Genomic DNA, 20,819 nt, shown 5'->3' on the forward strand with positions numbered 1-20,819 from the left:
ACCTCACTCCGGCGCCACTAATCTGACGCTCGGAAAATAATTCTTATAACGCCGAGTATCTCGGGTTAATACCGGCAGGCCGCTGACAGCGGCGTGGGCGCCGATAAAAAAATCCCCGAGCACATTGTTTTTCACGCCCCCGCTGCGGCGGTACTGCACAAAGGCCTTACCCGCCAGGAACAGGGCTGGCTTGGGAATTTCCAGCATGCGCAGCTCCATGTCGTCGAGCACCTGATCCAGTGCCTCGACAGTAGAAAACGTCAGCGACAGCTCGGAGTAGATGATGGGGTTGATGGCCAGCCGGTAGACCTTGGACTGGGCCTGCAACTGTGCGATGGACCAGTCGGCCCAGTCCGGGTCGTTCTCCAGGACATCGACCAAAACGTTGGTGTCGACCAGCATCAAGACTCGCCGCGCAGCAGCGCCATCAGGTCTTGCGTGCGCCACTTGACGTCGGCCTTGCCGCGTGCAGCTTCAAACCGGTCGGGCTTGCGCTTGGCCGAGCCTTCGGCCTTGTGGATCACCACTTCGCCGTCCTGGTTGACGGCAAAGTCCACCGGCATGCCGGGGTGCAGGCCCAGGGCATCTCGGATTTGCTTGGGGATGGTGACTTGCCCCTTGATGGTGAGCGTGGTCGACATGCGGCCTCCTGTGTTTTACAATGGATTCTATAGTAATACCACTGTGTGATGGTGGCAATACATGCGTTTTTGCAAAGCCAAACAAGAGGAAACAACCATCACCACCGTCACGAACGTCACAGACGGGCTCACTGGTGATCTTGGTGACGATTGTGACGGTGCCATCCTCTTGTTTGACCTTGCTGGGACGCGTATGAAGGGTGTGAGTCGAGATCGCTCCCTTATCCCGACGGCCAGCACATCATTTTTAATATACTGATCTTTTATCCAGTATTGCCATGAACAAATCCACCGCCCCCACCAGCTGCCTGCGCTACTGGGACCTGGCCGACCACATCCGCATCGATGACGCCATCGCCCTGTGGTGCGGCGTCGAGCCCGCCCAACTGAACAGTCTGAACTTCGAAACCCAATGCATGAGCGCCAAGCGGGCCGCCCTGGTTGCCGCCCTGCGCGCTGAACGCCTGGAGTACGAGGATCTGGGCATCGTCACCGCCCGTGGCCAAGTGTTCAAGGGTGCGCCCATCGACGAGTTGCTGGAAAAGGATCGCCTGGTCATCAACAAGGCCAGCCTGCGCCGGTGGTTCGAACAATTGCCGTTTGAAGATCAACCGCCGTTCCTGTTCGACGAGGCTCGCCAACCGATATTGCCCGATGGCAGCGACGCGGCCGAAATGAGCAGTATGAAGGCCTTGGCCATGATGGCCATGCTGCTGGCTCAGTCGTCGCAATACCGCATCGGCGATCGGCCCAACTCGGACGCCATCGGCAAGGCCGTGCTTGAAGCAGCCACCGCCTACATGCCTGGCAACACCCGTGGGCTCTATGCACTGCACAAGAAGATCGCCGAGGCCCTCAAAAAGTACGGTCCGGAGATCAAGATCCATCGGGCCTGATGACCAAAAACTGAACTTCAGTTTTGTTTTCTGACTTCAACTGACAGCATGAATTGACCCCGGCAGCATCTCGGCATTCCCAAATAAACCGGAAGGAATGCCGAAATGCCCAAAAGGGTCCGAACACCTGCCAGCGCCGCTGCCCTGCGCGCTGAATTCTGGCAAGCGCCCGCCGAGGCCTTGCTTGACCGTAAAACCGCTGCCGCCGGCATGGGCTACACCGTCGGCTGGCTGGAGTGGTCTGCTACCCACGGCGGTGGCCCTATCCTCACCAAGATCGGACGCACCGTCCGCTACCGCAAGGCCGATGTGCTGGCTTGGCTGGACGCCAACAGCCGCCGCATTGAGCGCACCTCCGAACTCACGGATCGGGGGTGATGGTGAGTCATACCCCTTCCCCCGATACCCAAACAATAGAAGGGCATCGTCACAACCATCACGACCATCACGCCGAGGGACTGTCCGGTGACGGTTGTGATGATGGTGACGGTCGTTCTCTATTGTTAGACATCGGCGAAACGCACATATCGCCTACCGATGCGACCGTCACGGCCGCAGCCACCGGTCACACCGAAGGTTCGGACGCCAACACCGCACCTGCCATCGACCCCGAAACTGATCCCGTCGGTGTGATCGAAGCCGCCTTGGTGCGACTGGTCGATGACGTCGGCGTCCTGGCCGAAGAACCGGTGGTGCGTGCGTTCACGGTGCTCAAGGCCACCGACATGGCCACCTACCTGCGACTGCGCCACGCGGCCAAGATCACCAATCGCGGCTGCTCGGTCACGGTGCTGGACAAACTGGTCAGCAAGGAACTGCCCGACAGCGACAACGATTCTTCGGCCATTGATGACCTGGTGGACATCGGCCGCACCCAGTGCCAACTGCACCACGATGCCGACCGCCTGGCCGTGGCCATCATTCCCATGGCGGAGCGCCAAGAGGTCTGGCGGGTGGTTTCCACCGGCTACGAGTCCTGGTTGCGTGCGGCCTACTGGCGCGCCAAGGAATCCGGTGTGCCCGACATGACCCTGCGCGCGGCGCTGGCCACGCTGTCTGCCGCCGGTGTCAACGATGGTGATGAGGTCGCCGTTCACCTACGTGCCGCCGAAGCCGAACCGGGCTACCTCATCGACCTGTGCGACGAACACTGGCGCGCCGTACATGTCACCGCCCGGGGCTGGCAGGTGCTGAATACCTCACCGCAACTGTTCACCCGCACCCAGTCACAACGCGCATTGCCGGTGCCTCAAGCCGGTGGCGATCTGGGCTTGCTGTGGCAGCACGTGAACATTCCGGCCGACCGGCGCCTGTTGGTGCTGACCTGGCTGTTGGACTGCTTCCGCCCCGACACCCCGTTTCCGATTCTGGAGTTGGTCGGGGAACAGGGCTCGGCCAAGTCCACCACGCAGTCGGTGCTGCGCAGCCTGGTTGACCCCAACAAGGTGATGTTGCGTGGCCGCCCCAAAACAGTGGAGGACATCTTTGTCGCCGCCCAGAACAACTGGCTGGTCTCTTACGAAAACCTCTCCGGCCTGACCGCCGAACAGCAAGACGCCTTTTGCACCCTAGCCACCGGTGGCGGCTTTGCTTCGCGACTGTTGTACTCGAACGGCGAAGAACATGTGATGGAAACCAAGCGGCCGGTGGTCTTGAATGGCATCGCGGTAGTGGCCACTCGTCCCGACCTGATCGACCGGGTCATTCACGTGAGCATGCCGGTGATTCCGGCCACCGCCCGCAAGGACGACGCCGACACCCATGACGCCTGGGAGCGTGACCACCCATTGGTGTTTGGCGCACTGCTGGACCTGTTCGCCGCTGCCCTAGCGATTCTGCCAACGGTTCAGCTCACCCACAAACAGCGCATGGCCGACTACGAGCGGCTGGGCGAAGCCGTTGCACGCGCCCTGGGCTTTGAGGCTGGTCACTTCCAGACGCTGTACGCCGAACTGGTACGGGCCGGCGTTGACCGGGCGCTGGAGAGCAACAGCGTGGCGCAGGTGCTGGACAAGTACATCCAGGAGCGCATCACGCCCTTCAACTGGCAGGGCACCGCCGGTCAGCTCTACGACTTGCTCAACGGTCAAACCCTACTGGACCGCAGTACCGATCGATCCACCTGGCCGAAGTCCCCGAAGGGGCTGGCTGACCAGTTGCGCCGCATTGCCCCGGCCTACCGCGCCAAGGGCGTTGAGATCAGCCACCTCGGCCACAGCCGTGAGGGGGCCATCTGGCGCATTGCCACAACCAGCGCCACACCTGAATCCCGAACGTTCGACGCCACGCCGCCCGGCGTCAAACCCACCCCTGTGGGCGGCACCCGCTATGGAGAACACCGTGGATAAACACGCCACCACCTCGCCCCCGAAGAACCTGCACCCGCTCTGGTACCGCCACTTTGGCATCCAGACGCTGCAACCCACACCACAGGCCAACCGGTCACAACCGCCACGCCATCAACCCAGCCGCGCCGACGGGCAGATCCTGCTGCGCGCTGTGCAAGCCCTGGTCGCCTCACGCGGCCCCGTCAAACACGTTTACTGAAAGGAAATTCCACCATGAAACTGAACCCCTTTGCCAAGAAAACGGGCGCGTATCTCGCCAGCGTCAAGGCCGAACACGACGACCTCAAAACCCGGATCGAGGACATTGAAGATGAATTGATCGACGCCCGTGCGGATTACGAAGCGGCCAGTGAGAAGAACACCCGTCTGCGTGAAAGCGCCGGTCGCCTGTCCATGAATACCCCGCCCGCAGCATCGGCGCACTGGCCGGTGGTCACCGCTGCGTCACAGAAGGTTCAGCAGCTGGAATCGAAATTGAGTGATCTCAAGAGCCGAATTCCGCCACTGGCCCATCTGATTCAAGGCCCTGACGACCACGAGAAAGCACAGGCCCAACTGCAAGCACTGAACAGTCGGCAAGCGGAACTCACCAGCGAAATCGCCAAGGCCGACACCGTCATGGCCAAGTTGGAAAAGCGCATCGCCGATGTGCAGTCGCGCATCGCCGCTGAAAGCCAACTCGCTGCTGAGGCATTGATTGGCGCCGAAGGGGAATTCACGGTGCCGGAGGTGCTGGCCAAGCTCGAAGCCGAACTGCGACTGGCGCAGACGGCGCTGACTGACTTGACGACCAAGAAGGCTGACTGGCGCCAAGAGCAAGACGACAACCGCAAAGCGCTTCGCGATGCGGAACATGCACTGGTCCACACCCGCGCCACCGTCATCGAAATCGAGCTCTTCGAGAAGGTCACACCGCTGATGGAGTTGTTTGCCCGCGCCGCCGTCTCTCGCCGTGCATGCCGCTGGGGCGAGAGCGAACACGAGTATCTGATCAAGATTCCTGATGAGCAGGTGATGGCTGCGCGCAAAGCGCTGGGCATGACAAGCGACGACTGATGGTAGAGGCAGGACATGCGCAGTCGCGGCATATGTATGGCCTGTCGTGGTTGCGCTGCTTAGGCGGCAACCGTTCCTTTCGCCCATGTCGCGTAACGCCTGGCCGGTGCTGACTGTGAACGGCATTGCAGAAAACCGGCCACCCCGAATTCACCCTGAAAGGACCCCCATGGAAATCCACTCCACCCGGCTGGATGCAGGCAACCCGTTTGCCCGGCAACAGCAACTGGCAAGCAGCGTGCGACACGCCCTCAGCCGCCTGCCGCCCAAGACCCGGGCACAGGTGTTGGCGCAAGCCATGCCGGCCATCGAGCCACCACGTCACATGCCCCAGAGCGCGGTGTCGTACCGCGTGCCAGCGCCGGTGGTGCAAGCCACGGCCACCTCGGTGCAGACCGTCTATCCCACGGTGGTCTACCGCCCCCGGCGTGTAGCGCAAGTCGTTCCTTGGCAGTTGGCCCTGCTGATCAACGGCATACGCCTGACCCGTCGGGCCAAGAAGGTCTGGGCGCGTGAGATGAAGGAGGCCAAAAAGGAATGGCGGTGGTTGCAACGACACCTGTTGCGGGCGCTTGCGCGCCGGATGGGGCTGTTTGCCACCCCTGCGGGAAAACGACGGGTCCTTCCTACGCATAAGGCTATACGGGGGGCAACAGCGCAGCGCTTCGCTAGGCGCTGACCTCAAAACCAGGTTACCACCCCGCCGGTTACCACGGCGGTTACCACCCCCGGCATTGGCCGGAGGACATCTACAAACACAAGGAAATGAAATGAACACAACGACCACCACCAACAGCAACGCCACCCAACATCCATACCCCCACTTGCTTGTGCCCATCGGGCGCAACACCCCCAGCATTGAACTGACCGTCATGGGCTGGTTCGCTGCCGGTCATGAATTGATGTGGGTCCCGATCTTTGAAGTTGACGGCAGCCCCGGTGACTTGGCCGAGGCGCAAGCCGATGCCGAAGCGATCACCCGGCGTGGCCCCTACATCGTGCGCCAGCTCACCGACCTGTATTGGCTACCGATGGGCATCCGGGGTTGGTTGATTCCGGCGCACCTGGAAGACACCGATGTGGTTTGCATGCGCGAGGCCAAGGGCGAGATCAGCTTTGGCCAGATTCGACGCAAGGGCATGAACCGCCCCCTGACCTGGCGCGACGACACCGAAAGCGAATTGTGAGAGCCAGTTATGACTTGGCTTCTGGTGCCAGAAGCGCGTTCATGGAGGTCCACAAACCCCTCTCTGGAAAGGAACACTGAAATGACCATCACAACCATCACCGCCCAGGTAACCGACACCAACCACCGGCCCAAAGGGGCCATGCCCGTGCAGGTGACGTTTGACGCCGAAGGTCCCGTGCGTGCGCAGCACGCCGGGCAGGTTTACCGCTACACCGGCAAGTCAGGGTTCAACCGCGCCACAGGCCTGGCAGTGCGTGAAATGGCCACCATCGACGACGCCCGGCTATGGATCACGCTCGACGGCACACAGGTGTGGGAGGACTGAACATGGCCGACAAACGCCAATACAACAGCACCAGCGTCACCGCCCAGTTGAGCGCCTTGGCCGACATGAAAATGGCCGATCTCTGGTTGCTCTGGGACCAGCACTTCAAACGCCGCCCGGGCACCTGGAGCCGCGACTATGTCGTCGGCCGCATCGCCTACAAAATCCAGGAAGCGGCCTACGGTGGGATCGACTCCGACATCCATCGGCAACTGGTGCGCATGGGCCAAAAGCACACCCGCATGGGCCACGCCAACAGCGCCGAAGCCATGTTGCTGCCCGGCGCCACCTTGATCCGCAGCCACGGTGGCAACGAGCACCGGGTGGTGGTCACACCCGATGGCGAATACGAATACAAGGGCCAGGTCTTCAAAAGCCTGTCGATGGTGGCGCGCCACATCACCGGCACCCATTGGTCCGGCCCGGCCTTCTTTGGCTTGAGGAAATCAGCCAAGGGCACGGCCAAGACAGCCGGAGGTGACCGATGAGAGAAACACGCAAACAGCCGTACTTCTCATCGGCAGGCATAGGCTCGCCCAACGTGCCGCCCAAGCGCTGCGCGGTGTATTGCCGGGTGTCGTCCGACGAGGGTCTGGACCAGGCCTTCAACTCCATCGATGCCCAAAAGGAGTCTGGCCACGCCTTCATCAAAAGCCAGGCGCATGAGGGTTGGATCTCGGTGACCGACGACTATGACGATCCGGCCTACTCAGGTGGCAACATGGAACGCCCGGCATTGAAGCGCCTGCTGCGTGACATCGAGGCTGGCAAGGTCGACATCATCGTGGTCTACAAGATTGACCGCCTGTCGCGGTCGTTGGCTGACTTTGCCAAGATGGTCGACATCTTTGACCGCAACGGCGTGAGCTTCAGCGCCGTCACGCAGCAGATCAATTCGGCCACATCAATGGGGCGCTTGATGCTGAACGTCTTGTTGTCCTTCGCCCAGTTCGAACGGGAGGTGACCAGCGAGCGCATCCGCGACAAGTTTGCCGCCAGCGCCGCCAAAGGCATGTGGATGGGTGGGCCGCTGCCGCTGGGCTACCGGGTGGAAAACCGGCGCCTGTTGATCGTGCCAGAGGAAGCGGAACTGGTGCGTCGCATCTTCCGCCAATACGCCGCTGACCCCTACGTCACCGGCATCACCCAGCAGTTGATGGCCGAAGGGATCACCACCCGCAAGGGCAAGTTCTTCTGCAAGCAGACCATCCACAAGATGTTCCACAACCGGATTTATCTGGGCGAGATCGTGCACAAGGGCAAGGTCTTCCCTGGCCAGCATGAGGGCATCCTTACCCAGGCTGAATGGGATGCTGTACATGCGGTACTGGCAACGGACAGCAAAATGCGCTGTGTCAAGTCCCTGACACGGAACTCGCCGCCCGCCTTGTTGCGCGGACTGGTTTACGCCCCCACCGGCAGCCGGATGGTGCCCAGTTACACGGTTAAGACCAAGTCTGGCGGCAAGCGCTACCGCTATTACGCCGACCTGAAGTACGTGCGCTTTGGCACCAGCGCGGAGACCTACGGCTCCATCAATGCCGACCAGCTCGAGGGCATTGTGGTGCAGCAGGTCTTGCAGGCATTGCAATCACCTGCGTCCATCCAGGCGGTGTGGGATGCCGTCAAGGCTGCTACTAAGGAACTGGATGAACCGCATGTAGTGCTGGCCATGCGCAACCTGGGCGCGGTCTGGGCATCACTGTTTCCGGAGGAGCAGCGGCGCATCGTCAATTTGATGATCCGCCGGGTGCAGATCACCGAGGACGCCATTGAGATTCAGTGGCACACCCCGGGCTGGCAATCGCTGGTCGGGGAATTCCAGCCCAACACCATCGGGGCCGAGTTGGCCGAACTGGCCGAGCGCGCATGAAGGAGAAGACCGTGCCAAAAGTCAAAAACACCGTGATGCAAACCGGATCGCCGGAGGTCAGGAAGCTTCGGGATGGCGCCGACGTCCAGCTGACCACGGTGATCCCCGTCAAGATCACCCGCCACAAATTCACCCGGGTGATTGTTCAACCCGGCCAGGCTGCCCCCAACAACTGGCAGGCGCAGATGGACGCCAAGCTGATGAAGGCCTTGTGCATGGCCCTGTACTGGCAGGAGCAACTCGACAGCGGCGGCGTCGAGAGCATGGCCGCCATCGCCAAACGCGAGGGCATGGAGAAGATGCGGGTGCACAAGATCATGAAGCTGGCCCGGCTGGCGCCCCACTATGTGGAAGCCATTGCCCGGGGCCAGGGGCCGATCGGCTTGTCCTTCGAGTTCTTCGTGCGCAAGATCTTGCCGCACGACTGGAGGCAGCAGGAAGTTGTTATCGAGGCGTTGGCGGGTTAGCCGTCAAGACGCAGCAGGCCTTCGGCGATAAACCAAAATCCTCGCAGCAACAACAAGTAGGAAGGACAACACTGGCAAGGACAAAAAGAGCAAGGCAATCTGCTTTGCAGTCAATTTGAAGTCTCCCCACATGATCCCCTCTTCGAAGCTGGGGTCTTGTCTCGCTTTGTATATCGAATCAGCGTTCAAGAGATCTACCGGACCTGAGGCGGTAAATGCATAGTCCTCGCCTAGCCCAACGAAGTACATAAAGATTACAAATGTGATTAACGCAGCGGCGAGCCCCATCAAAAAAGTTTTGGTTCCATTACTCATATTCGCCTCCGGACATTCGACTTTTTCAGGCTAACACGACTGCCAGATTCTAAAAAATTTCGATCTGCACCTTTTGGGTACCGTGGTTACGCAGCAAACCGGAATCGCGCAAACCCGCATGGTTGCTGGGTTCGTGGCCGATGACGATCAACGCATTCACAGAGAACAGAGAGCGTTTCGGCGTCGGAAAAGGGCTTCAGTGGCATAAAACCGCGAGGGCCAGCACACGCACCGTGGCGCAAACCCTTGTGTTTATTTGGGAAACGACGGGCAAAAAAAATGACCTGAGGGGTTCAGGTCATGGGATGTGGTGCCGGAAAGAGGAATCGAACCCCCGACCTTCTCATTACGAATGAGCTGCTCTACCGACTGAGCTATTCCGGCTTCCTTGGGGCCATGGGCCTGCGGGAAAGCCCCGCATTATAGCGTGACTTGGTGGGCCTTCAGCGGGATGCGTCGGCTTCCAGGTGGTAGGCGGTGACCCGTTCCACTTCGTTCTTCGAGCCCAGGATCACGCTGACGCGCTGGTGCAGCTCGGTCGGCTGGATGTCGAGGATGCGCTGGCGGCCGTTGGTGGCGGCGCCCCCGGCCTGCTCGACGATCCAGCCCATGGGGTTGGCTTCGTACATCAGGCGCAGCTTGCCGGCCTTGTGCGGCTCACGTTTGTCCCAGGGGTACATGAAGATGCCGCCGCGGCTGAGGATGCGGTGCACATCGGCCACCATGGAGGCGATCCAGCGCATGTTGAAGTCCTTGCCGCGCGGGCCTTCCTTGCCAGCCAGACATTCGTCGATGTAGCGGCGCACCGGGGCATCCCAGTGGCGCATGTTGCTCATGTTGATGGCGAATTCCTTGGTGTCCTCGGGGATCTTCACCTCGTCCTGCGTGAGCACCCAGGAACCCTGCTCGCGGTCCAGCGTGAACATGGCCACGCCGTTGCCCACGGTGAGCACCAGCGTGGTTTGCGGGCCGTAAATGCAGTAACCGGCAGCCACCTGCTGGCTGCCTGCCTGCAGGAAATCGGCTTCGCTCACCGGGTCGATCAGCTGCGGGTCGTCGTTGTGTTTGCGCAGAACGGAGAAGATGGTGCCGATGGACACGTTGACGTCGATGTTGCTGGAGCCGTCCAGCGGGTCGAACATCAGCAGGTATTCACCCTGGGGGTAGCGGTTGGGCACCACGTAGATGCCTTCCATCTCTTCCGAGGCCATGGCCGCCAGGTGGCCGCCCCACTCGTTGGCGTCGATGAGCACTTCATTGGCGATGATGTCGAGTTTTTTCTGCACCTCGCCTTGCACGTTTTCGCTGCCAGCGGTGCCCAGCACCTCGCCAAGCGCGCCCTTGTTGACGCTGATGGCGATGCGTTTGCAGGCGCGCGCGACGACCTCGATGAGCAGGCGCAGCTCGGGCGGGATGCTGCCGTGCACGCGCTGCTGTTCGACCAGATAGCGGGTCAGGGAAATCTTGCCGGACATGGGGACTCCTTGGTTTTCCTAGGGCGGTGCGTTCAGTCGGCGAGCGCGCGGGTCACCACCTCGCGCACGTCGTTGCTCAGCTCGGGCTTGGCCGCCACACGGGCGATGGCTTCGCGCGCGGCGGTGCGGTAGGGTTCGGCGAGCTTTTTCCAGCGGTCCAGCGCACGCGCCAGGCGGGCGGCGACCTGCGGGTTGAAGGTGTCGATTTCCAGCACACGTTCGCTCCAGAACACGTAGCCAGCGGCGTCGGCACGGTGGAACGCGCCCGGGTTGGCGTGGCAGAAGGTGCTGACCACGCTGCGTGCCCGGTTGGGGTTGCGCAGGTGGAAGTCGGGGTGCAGCAGCAACTGCTTGACCAGGGGCAGGATGTTGCCGCTACGGTCGGGCGCGCCCGCCTGCAGGGCGAACCACTTGTCGATGACGAGGTCTTCGTGGCGGAACAGGGTGTGGAAACGCTGCAGCGCCTGCTGGGCCAGGGCGTGGCCGCTGCTGACCAGGGCGCTGAGCGCCTGGAAGCGGTCGGTCATGTTGCCCGCGTCCTTGAAGCGCTGGTAGGCCTTGCCAGGCCAGACGGGGTTGCCGTTGTCGCGCGCGGCCAGGCACAGCATGTGCAGGGCCAGGCCCGCCAGGGCACGGCGGCCGCTGGAGACAGGGTCGGGCCGGTAGGCGCCGTTGTCCTGGTTGGCGTCGAAGGCGTGGACCCAGTCATCGTGCAAGGCATGGGCTAGCTGCTGGCGCATGGCTTCGCGCACGGCGTGCACGCGCTGCGGGTCCACCACGTCGAGCTGCTCGGAGATGTAGGTCTCGGCGGGCAGGGTGAGCACAAGCTCCTTGAATGCGGCGTCCAGCGCTGGGTGGCGCAGCACGGCGCGCATGGCGTCAAGGTAGGCTGCGTCCAGTGCGTCGTGCGGCACCGGGCCCTCGGCCTGGATGGCTCGCAGCGCACGGCGCAGGGCCAGCCGCTGGCCAGCTTCCCAGCGGTTGAAGGCGTCGCTGTCGTGGGCCAGCAGCGTGAGCAGCTGTGCATCGGTGTAGTCGTACTCGAGCACCACCGGGGCGCTGAAGCCGCGCAGCAGCGAGGGCACGGGTTCGCTGTCCACGTTCACGAAGGTGAAGGTTTCGCTGGGTTCGGTCAACACCAGGGTGCGGGTGCCGTGTTCCGGGTGGCTCCAGTGGGACAGCTGCAAAGGCAGTTCCCGGCCTTGTGCGTCCAGCAGGCCCAGCGCCACGGGGATAACGAAGGGCTCCTTGACCGGCTGCCCAGGGGTGGCCGGGCAGCTTTGCGACAGGGTGAGGGTGTAGGTGCGGGCTGCAGCGTCGTACTGGCCCTGTGCCTGCACGCGAGGTGTGCCGGCCTGGCTGTACCAGCGCTTGAATTGCGGCAGCAGGCGGGCCAGGTCGCTACCGGGGTTGGCGTCGGCAATTGAACTGGCGAAGTCGTCGCAGGTCACGGCCTGGCCGTCGTGGCGTTCGAAGTAGAGCTTCATGCCATTGGCGAAGCCTTCGCGTCCGACCAGGGTCTGCTGCATGCGCACCACCTCGGCGCCCTTTTCGTAGACGGTGACGGTGTAGAAGTTGTTGATCTCGGCGTAGCTGTCGGGGCGCACCGGGTGGGCCATGGGGCCGGCGTCCTCGGGGAACTGGGCGGTGCGCAGCACGCGCACGTCCTCGATGCGCTTGACGGCGCGCGCCGAGGGGCTCCCAGCCATGTCCATGCTGAATTCCTGGTCGCGGAAGACGGTCAGGCCTTCTTTCAGGCTCAGCTGGAACCAGTCGCGGCAGGTGACGCGGTTGCCTGTCCAGTTGTGGAAGTACTCGTGGCCGACCACGCTTTCGATGTTGGCGAAATCGGCGTCGGTGGCGGTGGCGGGGCTGGCCAGCACGTACTTCGTGTTGAAGATGTTGAGGCCCTTGTTCTCCATCGCGCCCATGTTGAAGTCGCTGGTGGCGACGATCATGAAGCGTTCCAGATCAAGCGGCAGGCCGAAGCGGGCTTCGTCCCAGGCCACGCTGGCCATGAGGGAGTTCATGGCGTGCTCGGTCTTGTCCAGGTCGCCGGGGCGCACGTAGACCTGCAGGGTGTGTTCGGTGCCGCTGCGGCTGATGATCTTCTGCTCGCGGTGCACCAGCTTGCCCGCCACCAGGGCGAACAGGTAGCAGGGCTTCTTGTGCGGGTCCACCCACTTGGCGTAATGCCGCGGGCCGTTGGGGCCGTCTTCCAGATCGCCTTGGTCCACCAGGTTGCCGTTGCTCAGCAGCACCGGGTAGGCAGCCTTGTCGGCGCGCAGCGTCACGGTGTAGCTGGCCATCACATCCGGGCGGTCCAGGAAGTAGGTGATGCGTCTAAAGCCTTCGGCCTCGCATTGCGTGAAGAAGGTGCCATGGCTGACGTACAGCCCCATCAGCTTGGTGTTCTTGGCGGGGGCGCAGGTGGTGAAGATTTCCAGGTCGAAGGCGTCGGGGCCTTCAGGCAGGTTCTCCAGCACCAGCCGTTGGCCGTCCATCTTGAAGCTGGTGCCCGCGCCGTTGACCAGCACGCGGGCGAGGTTGAGTTCCTCGCCGTCCAGGCGCAGCGGCTGCGGCGCCACCTCCGGGTTGCGGCGCAACCGCATCTTGTTCAGCACGCGGGTCTTGGCCGGATCCAGGTCGAAGGTCAGGTCGACCGTGTCGATCAGGTAGGCGGGGGCGGCGTAGTCTTCGCGTTTCACCACGGTGGTGGGGCCTTCACGCAGGGAGCTCATGGGTGGTTCCGTTCAGGGGGCAGTGTTGTGGCTCAGACGCCTTGCTTGAGCGAGGCTTCGATGAAGGCGTCGAGGTCCCCGTCCAGCACTTTCTGGGTGGCGGAGATTTCGACGTTGGTGCGCAGGTCCTTGATGCGGCTGTTGTCCAGCACGTAGGAACGGATCTGGTGGCCCCAGCCCACGTCGGTCTTGGTGTCTTCCAGCTTCTGCTGCGCCTCCATGCGCTTGCGCATTTCGTAGTCGTACAGCTTGGAGCGCAGGCGGCCCCAGGCCAGGTCGCGGTTGCTGTGCTGGCTGCGGCTGTCCTGGCTTTGCACCACGATGCCGGTGGGGATGTGCGTCAGGCGCACGGCCGAGTCGGTCTTGTTGATGTGCTGACCACCCGCACCGCTGGCGCGGTAGGTGTCCACGCGCACGTCGGCGGGGTTGATGTTGATTTCAACCGAGTCGTCGATCTCGGGGTAGACGAACACCGAGGCGAACGAGGTGTGGCGGCCACCCGACGAGTCGAAGGGGCTTTTGCGCACCAGGCGGTGCACGCCGGTTTCGGTGCGCAGCAGGCCGTAGGCGTACTCGCCTTCGATCTTGATGGTGGCGCTCTTGATGCCGGCGGTGTCGCCGTCGGTGACGTCTTCCACCGTGACCTTGAAACCCTTGCGCTCGCCGTAGCGGGTGTACTGGCGCAGCAGCATGCTGGCCCAGTCGCAGGCTTCGGTGCCACCAGCGCCCGCCTGGATGTCCAGGAAGCAGTTCAGCGGGTCGGCTTCCTGGTTGAACATGCGGCGGAATTCGAGTTTTTCGACATCGGCGGCCAGTTTGTCGGCTTCGCCTTCGATGGTCTCCAGGCCGGCGTCATCGCCTTCTTCCTTGGACATCTCGAACAGCTCGCTGTTGTCTGCCAGCTCGGTGCTCAGGCGGTCGAGCACCAGCACCACGTCCTCCAGGGACTTCTTTTCCTTGCCCAGATCCTGGGCGCGCTTGGGGTTGTCCCAGACGGTGGGCTCTTCCAGTGCGCTGTTGACTTCGGTGAGCTTCAGTGCCTTGGCATCGTAGTCAAAGATACCTCCGTAGCTCGACCACGCGTTCGCTGAGGTCGGCCAGGCGGGAGGAAATGGCGTTGATGCGTTCTGCTTCCATGATGCGTGTCTTTTCTGTGCGTGTCGGTGAAACACGCAATTTTCTCACGTCAGGAAGTTTTCGAGGAGGTGTGCGACTTCGGCGGGCTGGTCGTGGTGCAGCATGTGGCCCGCATCGGCCACCACGGCGACGCGGCAGTCGGGTACGGCCTGCAGCCTTTCATGGTACTGCGCCAGGGTGTATTCCCCCTTGAACCACGCGCCCAGGCTGTCGTCAGACGCCTCCACGGCCAGCACCGGGGCGGTGATGCGCTTGAACACTTCCAGCACTTCGTCCACCCGGTAGAGCTGCGGGTTGACGATCTTGTGCGCAGCGTCGCCCAGCACTTCCCAGCGGCCGGCGGCGTTCTTGGCCGCCCAGTGGCTGGCCAGCCAGCGGGCCTGCGCCTCGGGCAGGCGGCGGTTGGTTTTCATGAGGCGCCTGGCCACGCCGTCCAGGCTGTCGTAGGTCTTCAGGTCGATGGTGCCTTGGCGCAACCCGCGCAGCTCGTCCAGCCAGCGGGCGTAGCGGCCGGGGGCCTGCGCCGCCCGGGTGGCTGGCATGCCGAAGCCCTCCAGGTTGACCAGGCGGCGCACGCGCTGCGGGCGCACACCGCCGTAGAGCATGACGACGTTGCCGCCCATGCTGTGCCCCACCAGGTCGATGGGGGCGTCGGGTTGGCCCAGTTGGGCGTTGACATGGTCGACCAGGGCGTCCAGGTCGGCCAGGTAGTCGGGGAAGAAGTAGTGGTCGCCGTGCGAATAGGTGGTGGGGGAGTCGCTGTCCACATGGCTGAGCGCGCGCGTCAGGCCGAAGCCGCGCCAGTCAGGGGCGACGATGAAACGGTCCTGCGACAGGGCGTCCACCACGAACTGCCAGGAGGCGGAAACGTCCATCCAACCATGGACGAGGAAGAGCGGCGTCTCGCCGGGCCGGGGGGTGCCCCACAGGCGGACGTGGTAGCGCTGGTCGCGAATGTGAACGAACTCGCTGCGGGAGGGGCGTCGGACTTGGTACATTCGCAGGATTATTCAGGAGACCCGCCATGGCCGGCAGTCAAGGCAGAGACAAAGTCCATTCCTCCCACAACACCGTGCAAGACCATTACGCAGCCCTGCATGCGGGCTTTCACTGGAAAGTGCCCAAGCGGTTCAACATGGCCGAGGCCTGTTCGCGCCGGTGGGCGGCGCAGGCGGGCAGCTCACGCGCCACGGCTGTCATTGCCGACGGGCCGGGCCGCGCGCCCACCCTGCACAGCTACGCCGAGCTGCAGGACGCGGCCAACCGCCTGTCCAACGTGCTGCGCATTCTGGGCGTGAAGGCGGGTGACCGCGTGGCCATCGTGCTGCCGCAGCGTTTCGAGACGGCCGTTGCCTACATGGCAGTGCTGCAGATGGGCGCAGTTGCCATGCCCCTGTCGCAACTGTTCGGGCCTGAGGCGCTGGAGTACCGCCTGCAGGACAGCGCTGCCGTGGCGGCCCTGTGCGATGGTGTCACCGGCCCGGCCGTTGCGTCGGTCCGCGAGCGTTGCCCCGCGTTGCGCCATGTGATCGGCCTGGATGGCGCCTTCGACACCGACGTGCTCGACGGCCCGCTGGCCCTGGCCAGTGCGCGCAAGCGCTTCGATCTGGTGGAAACGCTGGCCGACGACCCGGCCGTGCTGATATACACCAGCGGCACCACGGGCAACCCCAAGGGGGCGCTGATTCCGCACCGCGCGCTGATCGGCAACCTCACCGGATTCGTTTGCAGCCAGAACTGGTTCGGCTTCGACCCGTGGAACGCCAGCAAGCCTTCGAAGGCCGTTTTCTGGAGCCCGGCGGACTGGGCCTGGACCGGCGGGTTGATGGACGCGCTGTTGCCCACGCTGTACTTCGGGCGGCCCATCGTGGCCTACAACGGCCGTTTCGCACCTGAAGCGGCCTTTGAACTGCTGCAGCGCCACCGCGTGACCCACACCTTCCTCTTCCCCACGGCGCTCAAGGCCATGATGAAGGCCTTCCCCGAGCCGCGCAAGCTGTTCAACCTGCGCCTGCAGGCCATCATGAGCGCGGGCGAGGCGGTGGGCGACGCTGTGTTCGCCTACTGCCAGCAGGAGCTGGGGGTGACGGTGAACGAGATGTTCGGCCAGACCGAGATCAACTACATCGTCGGCAACTGTGCCCGGCTGTGGCCCGCGCGGCCTGGCAGCATGGGCAAGGGCTACCCGGGCCACCGCGTGGCCGTGATTGACGAAGAGGGCCAGGAGTGCCCCGTGGGCGTGCCCGGCGACGTGGCCGTGCACCGGCTGGACGTGCATGGCCAGCCCGACCCCATCTTCTTCCTGGGGTACTGGAACAACGAGGCGGCCACGCAGGCCAAGTTCACGGGCGATACGGCCAACAGCTGGTGCCGCACCGGCGATCTGGCCGTGCGCGATGCCGATGGCTACCTCTGGTACCAGGGCCGCGCCGACGACGTGTTCAAGGCGGCGGGCTACCGCATCGGGCCCAGCGAGATCGAGAACTGCCTGGTCAAGCACCCCGCCGTGGCCAATGCTGCCGTGGTGCCCAAGCCCGACGCCGAGCGTGGCGCCGTGGTGAAGGCCTATGTGGTGCTGGCACCCGACTTTGCCACCCGGCGCGCCACCAGCGCGGCACCTTCCGCGGAGTTCGACGAGCCGCTGGTCGCCGAGCTGCAGACTCATGTGAAGGGCCGCCTCGCGCCCTACGAATACCCGAAGGAGATCGAGTTCATCGACACCCTTCCCATGACCACCACCGGCAAGGTGCAGCGCCGTGTGCTGCGCCTGCAGGAGGAAGAGCGCTTCCGCGCGCGCTCCGCCTGACAACCGGATTCTTGTGAACCTTGAGAGAGAGTCAACCGTGCAAAACGTCACCCTTGGACAAAGTGGACTGAACGTCACCCCCATCTGCCTGGGCACCATGACCTTTGGCGAACAGGTGAAGGAGGCTGATGCCCACGCCATTCTTGACCGCTCGCTGGAGCGGGGCGTCAACTTCCTGGACACGGCCGAGATGTACGCCGTGCCCGCCCGCGCCGAGACCTGCGGCGCCACCGAAACCATCATCGGCAACTGGTTTGCCAGCCGCCCTGGCGCGCGCGACAAGGTGGTGCTGGCCACCAAGGTGGCCGGGCCCTCACGCGGCATGCCGTGGATCCGTGGCGACCAGGCTGGCCTGACCAAGGCCGAAATCCTGGCGGCTTGCGACGGCAGCCTGCGCCGCCTGAAGACTGATGTGATCGACCTCTACCAGATCCACTGGCCTGCGCGCAACGTGCCGGCCTTCGGCGCCATGTACTTCGACCCGTCCAAGGACAAGCCTTGTGCGTCCATCCACGAGCAGCTGGAGGCCATGGGCGAGCTGGTCAAGGCGGGCAAGGTGCGCGCCATCGGCTTGTCGAACGAGTCTTCGTACGGTGTGCACGAGTTCGTGCGCCTGGCCGAGCAGCACGGGCTGCCGCGCGTGGCCACGGTGCAGAACCCGTACTGCCTGATCAACCGTTCCCTGGAAAACGGGTTGGACGAAACCATGCGCCGCCTGGGCGTTTCGCTGCTGGCGTATTCGCCGCTGGGTTTCGGCTTGCTCACCGGCAAGTACGACGCCACGGGCATCCACTCGCCCGACGCGCCTGCGGGCCGCATGTCGTTGTTCGATTCCATGAAGAAGCAGCGCTGGGGCCGCGACGAGGCCCTGGCCGCCTCGCGACGCTACAACGCGCTGGCACGGGAACACGGCTTGACGCCCACGCAAATGGCGCTGGCCTTCTGCTACACCAAGTGGCAGGTGGCCAGCACCATCATCGGTGTGACGTCGCTGGCCCAGCTCGACGAGTGCCTGGACGCCTGGGGCACGCAGCTCGCGCCCGAGGTGCTCCAGGCGATCGACCAGATCCGCTGGGAAAACCGCGACCCTGCCGTGTGACATGGCCAAGAAGGGACATGTATCGGAGACCCCTGCCACCGCACTGTTGCGTGCGCAGGGGGTGGCTTTCACCGAGCACCCCTACGAGTACGTGGAGCATGGCGGTGCCCAGCACAGTGCGGCCGTGCTGGGGCTGGACCCGTTCGCGGTGGTCAAGACGCTGATCATGCAGGACCAGTCGGCGGCGCCGCTGGTGGTGCTGATGCACGGCAACCGCACGGTGTCGACCAAGAACCTGGCGCGGCAAATTGGCGCCAAGTCGGTGGAGCCGTGCAAGCCCGAGGTGGCCAACCGGCACAGCGGCTATCTGGTCGGCGGCACGTCGCCGTTCGGCACGCGCAAGGCCATGCCGGTCTACATCGAAAGCACCATCCTCGAGTTGCCGCGCATCTGGCTCAACGGCGGGCGGCGGGGCTACCTGGTTGGCATAGCCCCCCAGGTGTGCGTGCAGCTGCTGGGCGCCACGCCGGTGCAATGCGCCATTGAGGAATAGGGTGGGTTAAGCTCGCACTTTCAAAACACGAATCTGGAGAAGGTCGATGGGTGAATGGACGGTGGTCGTGGCGGTGCTGGCGGCCTACCTGGTGGGGTCTCTGTCTTTCGCGGTCGTGGTCAGCCGCCTCATGGGGCTGAGCGACCCGCGCACCTACGGCAGCAAGAACCCCGGCGCGACCAACGTGCTGCGTTCGGGCAACAAGAAGGCGGCGGCCGTGACCCTGTTGCTGGACGCCGCCAAGGGCTGGCTGCCGGTGTGGGTGGTGGGCCACTGGGGGCAGGCCTGGGGCCTGGCCGAAGGTACGCTGGCGATGGTGGGCCTGGCGGCCTTCCTGGGGCACCTGTTCCCGGTGTTCTTCGGCTTCAAGGGCGGCAAGGGCGTGGCCACGGCGGCGGGCGTGCTGCTGGGCCTGGAACCCTGGCTGGGCCTGGCGGTGCTGCTGAGCTGGCTGCTGACGGCCGTGTTCTTCCGCTATTCGTCCCTTTCCGCCATTGTGGCGGCGGTGTTCGCGCCGTTCTTCTACCTGTTCGGCGACGGTGTGGCCTGGGACGCGGTGGCGCCCGTGGCGCTGTCCATCGCGGTGATGGGGCTGCTGCTGCTGTGGCGCCACGCCGAGAACATCCAGCGCCTCATCGCAGGCAAGGAATCCAAGATCGGAGCGAAGAAGAAATGACGGCAGACATCCAGCGCTGGGGCGTGGCCCAGCGCTACAGTGAGGCGAGTTCCTTCAACGGCGTGGTGTACCTGGCGGGCATGGTGCCCGAGTGCGCCGAGACAGACATCCGCAGCCAGACGCGCGACGTGCTGGCGCAGATCGACCGCCAGCTGCAGGCCTGTGGCAGCGACAAGACGCGCCTGCTGCGCGTGCAGATCTACCTGACGGACATCCGCGACATTGCCGCCATGAACGAGGTGTGGGACACCTGGGTGGCGCCAGGCAGCGCGCCTCCGCGCGCCACGGTGCAGGCCCCGCTGGCAGACCCCAGCTGGCGCATAGAAGTGGTGGTCACTGCCGCGCAGCGGCCATCCGCGACAGCTGCAACAGCCTAGGGTGGTTCAGGCGCACGCGCACCGTCTGTGTGACCAGTGCGGCTTCGATGCCGCAGCCCTCGGCACCGGTGTCGATGAGTTCCGGCTCCACCACGGGGTGGTTGTCACCTTCCAGCACCGACGCTACCCACGGCTCCCCTGGGCGGCCTGAACGGCGCAGCACCACCGCCACGCGGCCATCCTGCAGGCGCACAAACGTGCCTGGCGGGCAGATGCCCATGGTCTTGAGCAGCGCGTGCCCCACGTCGTCAATCACCTTGCCCTGGGTGACGACGGCATGGCGGCCGGCATCCGTCACGCAGCGGCCGGGCCGGGTCTCACGCGGACTGATGAGCGCGGCGTAACGGTCCGTGGCCATCAGGATGCGGGTGGGCAGGTCGGTGGCGTTGCCGTGCTCGTGGTGCTGCTCCACGATGTGCAGCCAGAGCTTGTCTTGCACGCCCAGTTCGCGCAGCCATTGGGCCCCGCGTGCCGGGTGGGTGTCGATCAGGGCGCGCTGTTCGGCCGTTGGCTGGGCCATCTGGGCAGCCAGTTCGTCCTGCAGACGCGTCATTGCGATGTTCATCGTCAGCGCGGCCAGCACCAGGCTGTGCCGCTGGGGTGTGGTCAACCCGAGTTCGGAGGCCAGCAGCTCGCTCAGGGTGGCGCACACCATGGCATGCGATGCGCTGTACCCCACCGTGGTGCTGGCGGCCAGCTGGAAGAGCCAGTAAAGCGTGCTGTCGGGGTCGAGCGCGAGCAGGGCGTTCATGCGCTGGTGCAGGGCCTGCATCTGGCCGGGGAAGTCCGGCTGCTGTTGCGGCGCCAGCAGCACCACCGACAGGCGGGTTTCCAGATCGGACCATTGCTGCATCCAGTCCTGCATGGAGGCATAGGCCGGATCGGGTTGGCTCGAAAAATTCATG

At 63.9% G+C, this 20,819-nt stretch carries 23 protein-coding genes and 1 tRNA gene; 16 read left to right on the plus strand and 8 right to left on the minus strand.

Going from position 1 to position 20,819, the window contains the following annotated elements; genetic code table 11:
* Positions 1-3: 3 nt before the first annotated feature.
* Positions 4-402 (minus strand): type II toxin-antitoxin system VapC family toxin, encoded by a 399-nt coding sequence (locus tag ACYVHH_RS12020; protein ID WP_460565418.1) that lies wholly within the window; start codon positions 400-402, stop codon positions 4-6.
* The gene (locus ACYVHH_RS12025) at positions 402-641 is read right to left on the minus strand and encodes an AbrB/MazE/SpoVT family DNA-binding domain-containing protein (RefSeq protein ID WP_460565419.1); all 240 of its coding nucleotides are present in this window, start codon (positions 639-641) and stop codon (positions 402-404) included. Before ACYVHH_RS12025 ends, ACYVHH_RS12020 begins: the two co-directional genes overlap by 1 nt.
* A 278-nt stretch (positions 642-919) precedes the next feature.
* Here ACYVHH_RS12025 and ACYVHH_RS12030 point away from each other — a divergent pair, with 278 nt between their 5' ends.
* The 11 genes from ACYVHH_RS12030 (at position 920) to ACYVHH_RS12080 (ending at position 8,795) form a co-directional block, all read left to right on the plus strand.
* Positions 920-1,537 carry a hypothetical protein gene (locus ACYVHH_RS12030; protein WP_460565420.1) on the plus strand — a complete coding sequence of 206 codons (618 nt, stop codon included), beginning with the start codon at positions 920-922 and terminating at the stop codon, positions 1,535-1,537.
* A gap of 105 nt (positions 1,538-1,642) precedes the next feature.
* Positions 1,643-1,915: a hypothetical protein gene (locus ACYVHH_RS12035; protein WP_460565421.1), complete on the plus strand. Its 273-nt coding sequence runs from the start codon at positions 1,643-1,645 to the stop codon at positions 1,913-1,915.
* Between the two features lie 122 nt (positions 1,916-2,037).
* Positions 2,038-3,885, plus strand: coding sequence for a hypothetical protein (locus tag ACYVHH_RS12040; protein ID WP_460565422.1), 1,848 nt, complete (start codon positions 2,038-2,040; stop codon positions 3,883-3,885).
* Positions 3,878-4,084, plus strand: a complete 207-nt coding sequence (locus ACYVHH_RS12045) for a hypothetical protein (RefSeq protein ID WP_460565423.1) — start codon at positions 3,878-3,880, stop codon at positions 4,082-4,084. Before ACYVHH_RS12040 ends, ACYVHH_RS12045 begins: the two co-directional genes overlap by 8 nt.
* A gap of 14 nt (positions 4,085-4,098) precedes the next feature.
* Complete coding sequence (locus ACYVHH_RS12050) at positions 4,099-4,941, plus strand: hypothetical protein (protein ID WP_460565424.1); 843 nt, start codon at positions 4,099-4,101, stop codon at positions 4,939-4,941.
* A gap of 169 nt (positions 4,942-5,110) precedes the next feature.
* Positions 5,111-5,620 carry a hypothetical protein gene (locus ACYVHH_RS12055; protein ID WP_460565425.1) on the plus strand — a complete coding sequence of 170 codons (510 nt, stop codon included), beginning with the start codon at positions 5,111-5,113 and terminating at the stop codon, positions 5,618-5,620.
* Positions 5,621-5,711: 91 nt separating this feature from the next.
* A complete protein-coding gene (locus ACYVHH_RS12060; protein ID WP_460565426.1) occupies positions 5,712-6,128 on the plus strand; it encodes a hypothetical protein in 417 nt (138 codons plus the stop codon).
* Between the two features lie 81 nt (positions 6,129-6,209).
* On the plus strand, positions 6,210-6,455 hold the full coding sequence (locus ACYVHH_RS12065; RefSeq protein ID WP_460565427.1) for a hypothetical protein: 246 nt from the start codon (positions 6,210-6,212) through the stop codon (positions 6,453-6,455).
* A 2-nt stretch (positions 6,456-6,457) separates the two neighbouring features.
* Positions 6,458-6,943, plus strand: coding sequence for a DUF2924 domain-containing protein (locus ACYVHH_RS12070; protein WP_460565428.1), 486 nt, complete (start codon positions 6,458-6,460; stop codon positions 6,941-6,943).
* Complete coding sequence (locus ACYVHH_RS12075) at positions 6,940-8,328, plus strand: recombinase family protein (protein ID WP_460565429.1); 1,389 nt, start codon at positions 6,940-6,942, stop codon at positions 8,326-8,328. Before ACYVHH_RS12070 ends, ACYVHH_RS12075 begins: the two co-directional genes overlap by 4 nt.
* Positions 8,329-8,339: 11 nt before the next feature.
* Positions 8,340-8,795: a hypothetical protein gene (locus ACYVHH_RS12080; protein ID WP_460565430.1), complete on the plus strand. Its 456-nt coding sequence runs from the start codon at positions 8,340-8,342 to the stop codon at positions 8,793-8,795.
* A 623-nt stretch (positions 8,796-9,418) separates the two neighbouring features.
* On the opposite strand, the gene ACYVHH_RS12085 is transcribed toward ACYVHH_RS12080, so the two are convergent.
* The 5 genes from ACYVHH_RS12085 to ACYVHH_RS12105 all read right to left on the minus strand — a co-directional run bounded on the left by ACYVHH_RS12085 (position 9,419) and on the right by ACYVHH_RS12105 (position 15,461).
* Positions 9,419-9,494, minus strand: a tRNA-Thr gene (locus tag ACYVHH_RS12085).
* A 59-nt stretch (positions 9,495-9,553) separates the two neighbouring features.
* Complete coding sequence (locus ACYVHH_RS12090; protein ID WP_460565431.1) at positions 9,554-10,585, minus strand: class 1 fructose-bisphosphatase; 1,032 nt, start codon at positions 10,583-10,585, stop codon at positions 9,554-9,556.
* A 32-nt stretch (positions 10,586-10,617) separates the two neighbouring features.
* On the minus strand, positions 10,618-13,326 hold the full coding sequence (gene pepN / locus ACYVHH_RS12095) for an aminopeptidase N (RefSeq protein ID WP_460565432.1): 2,709 nt from the start codon (positions 13,324-13,326) through the stop codon (positions 10,618-10,620).
* 32 nt (positions 13,327-13,358) lie between these two features.
* Positions 13,359-14,463, minus strand: a protein-coding gene (gene prfB / locus ACYVHH_RS12100) for a peptide chain release factor 2 (protein ID WP_460565433.1) whose coding sequence is annotated in 2 segments (ribosomal slippage) — positions 13,359-14,381 and positions 14,383-14,463 — 1,104 coding nt in all. Because the reading frame shifts where the segments join, the coding sequence is not laid out codon by codon here.
* Between the two features lie 44 nt (positions 14,464-14,507).
* The gene (locus tag ACYVHH_RS12105) at positions 14,508-15,461 is read right to left on the minus strand and encodes an alpha/beta fold hydrolase (protein WP_460565434.1); all 954 of its coding nucleotides are present in this window, start codon (positions 15,459-15,461) and stop codon (positions 14,508-14,510) included.
* 26 nt (positions 15,462-15,487) lie between these two features.
* On the opposite strand from ACYVHH_RS12105, the gene ACYVHH_RS12110 reads away from it, so the two are divergent.
* From ACYVHH_RS12110 to ACYVHH_RS12130, 5 genes are read left to right on the plus strand one after another with little or no spacing between them, the layout of a single operon-like run.
* Positions 15,488-17,269, plus strand: a complete 1,782-nt coding sequence (locus ACYVHH_RS12110; protein ID WP_460565435.1) for an acyl-CoA synthetase — start codon at positions 15,488-15,490, stop codon at positions 17,267-17,269.
* A gap of 37 nt (positions 17,270-17,306) precedes the next feature.
* Positions 17,307-18,368, plus strand: a complete 1,062-nt coding sequence (locus ACYVHH_RS12115; protein WP_460565436.1) for an aldo/keto reductase — start codon at positions 17,307-17,309, stop codon at positions 18,366-18,368.
* 1 nt (position 18,369) lies between these two features.
* Positions 18,370-18,861: an aminoacyl-tRNA deacylase gene (locus ACYVHH_RS12120; RefSeq protein ID WP_460565437.1), complete on the plus strand. Its 492-nt coding sequence runs from the start codon at positions 18,370-18,372 to the stop codon at positions 18,859-18,861.
* 46 nt (positions 18,862-18,907) lie between these two features.
* Positions 18,908-19,537 carry a glycerol-3-phosphate 1-O-acyltransferase PlsY gene (gene plsY / locus ACYVHH_RS12125; protein WP_460565438.1) on the plus strand — a complete coding sequence of 210 codons (630 nt, stop codon included), beginning with the start codon at positions 18,908-18,910 and terminating at the stop codon, positions 19,535-19,537.
* Complete coding sequence (locus ACYVHH_RS12130) at positions 19,534-19,914, plus strand: RidA family protein (RefSeq protein ID WP_460565439.1); 381 nt, start codon at positions 19,534-19,536, stop codon at positions 19,912-19,914. Before plsY ends, ACYVHH_RS12130 begins: the two co-directional genes overlap by 4 nt.
* Here the strand turns inward: ACYVHH_RS12130 and ACYVHH_RS12135 are convergent.
* A complete protein-coding gene (locus tag ACYVHH_RS12135) occupies positions 19,871-20,818 on the minus strand; it encodes an HD-GYP domain-containing protein (RefSeq protein WP_460565440.1) in 948 nt (315 codons plus the stop codon). The genes ACYVHH_RS12130 and ACYVHH_RS12135 overlap by 44 nt on opposite strands.
* Position 20,819 lies beyond the last annotated feature (1 nt).

It is taken from the genome of Hydrogenophaga aquatica, from assembly GCF_054780915.1.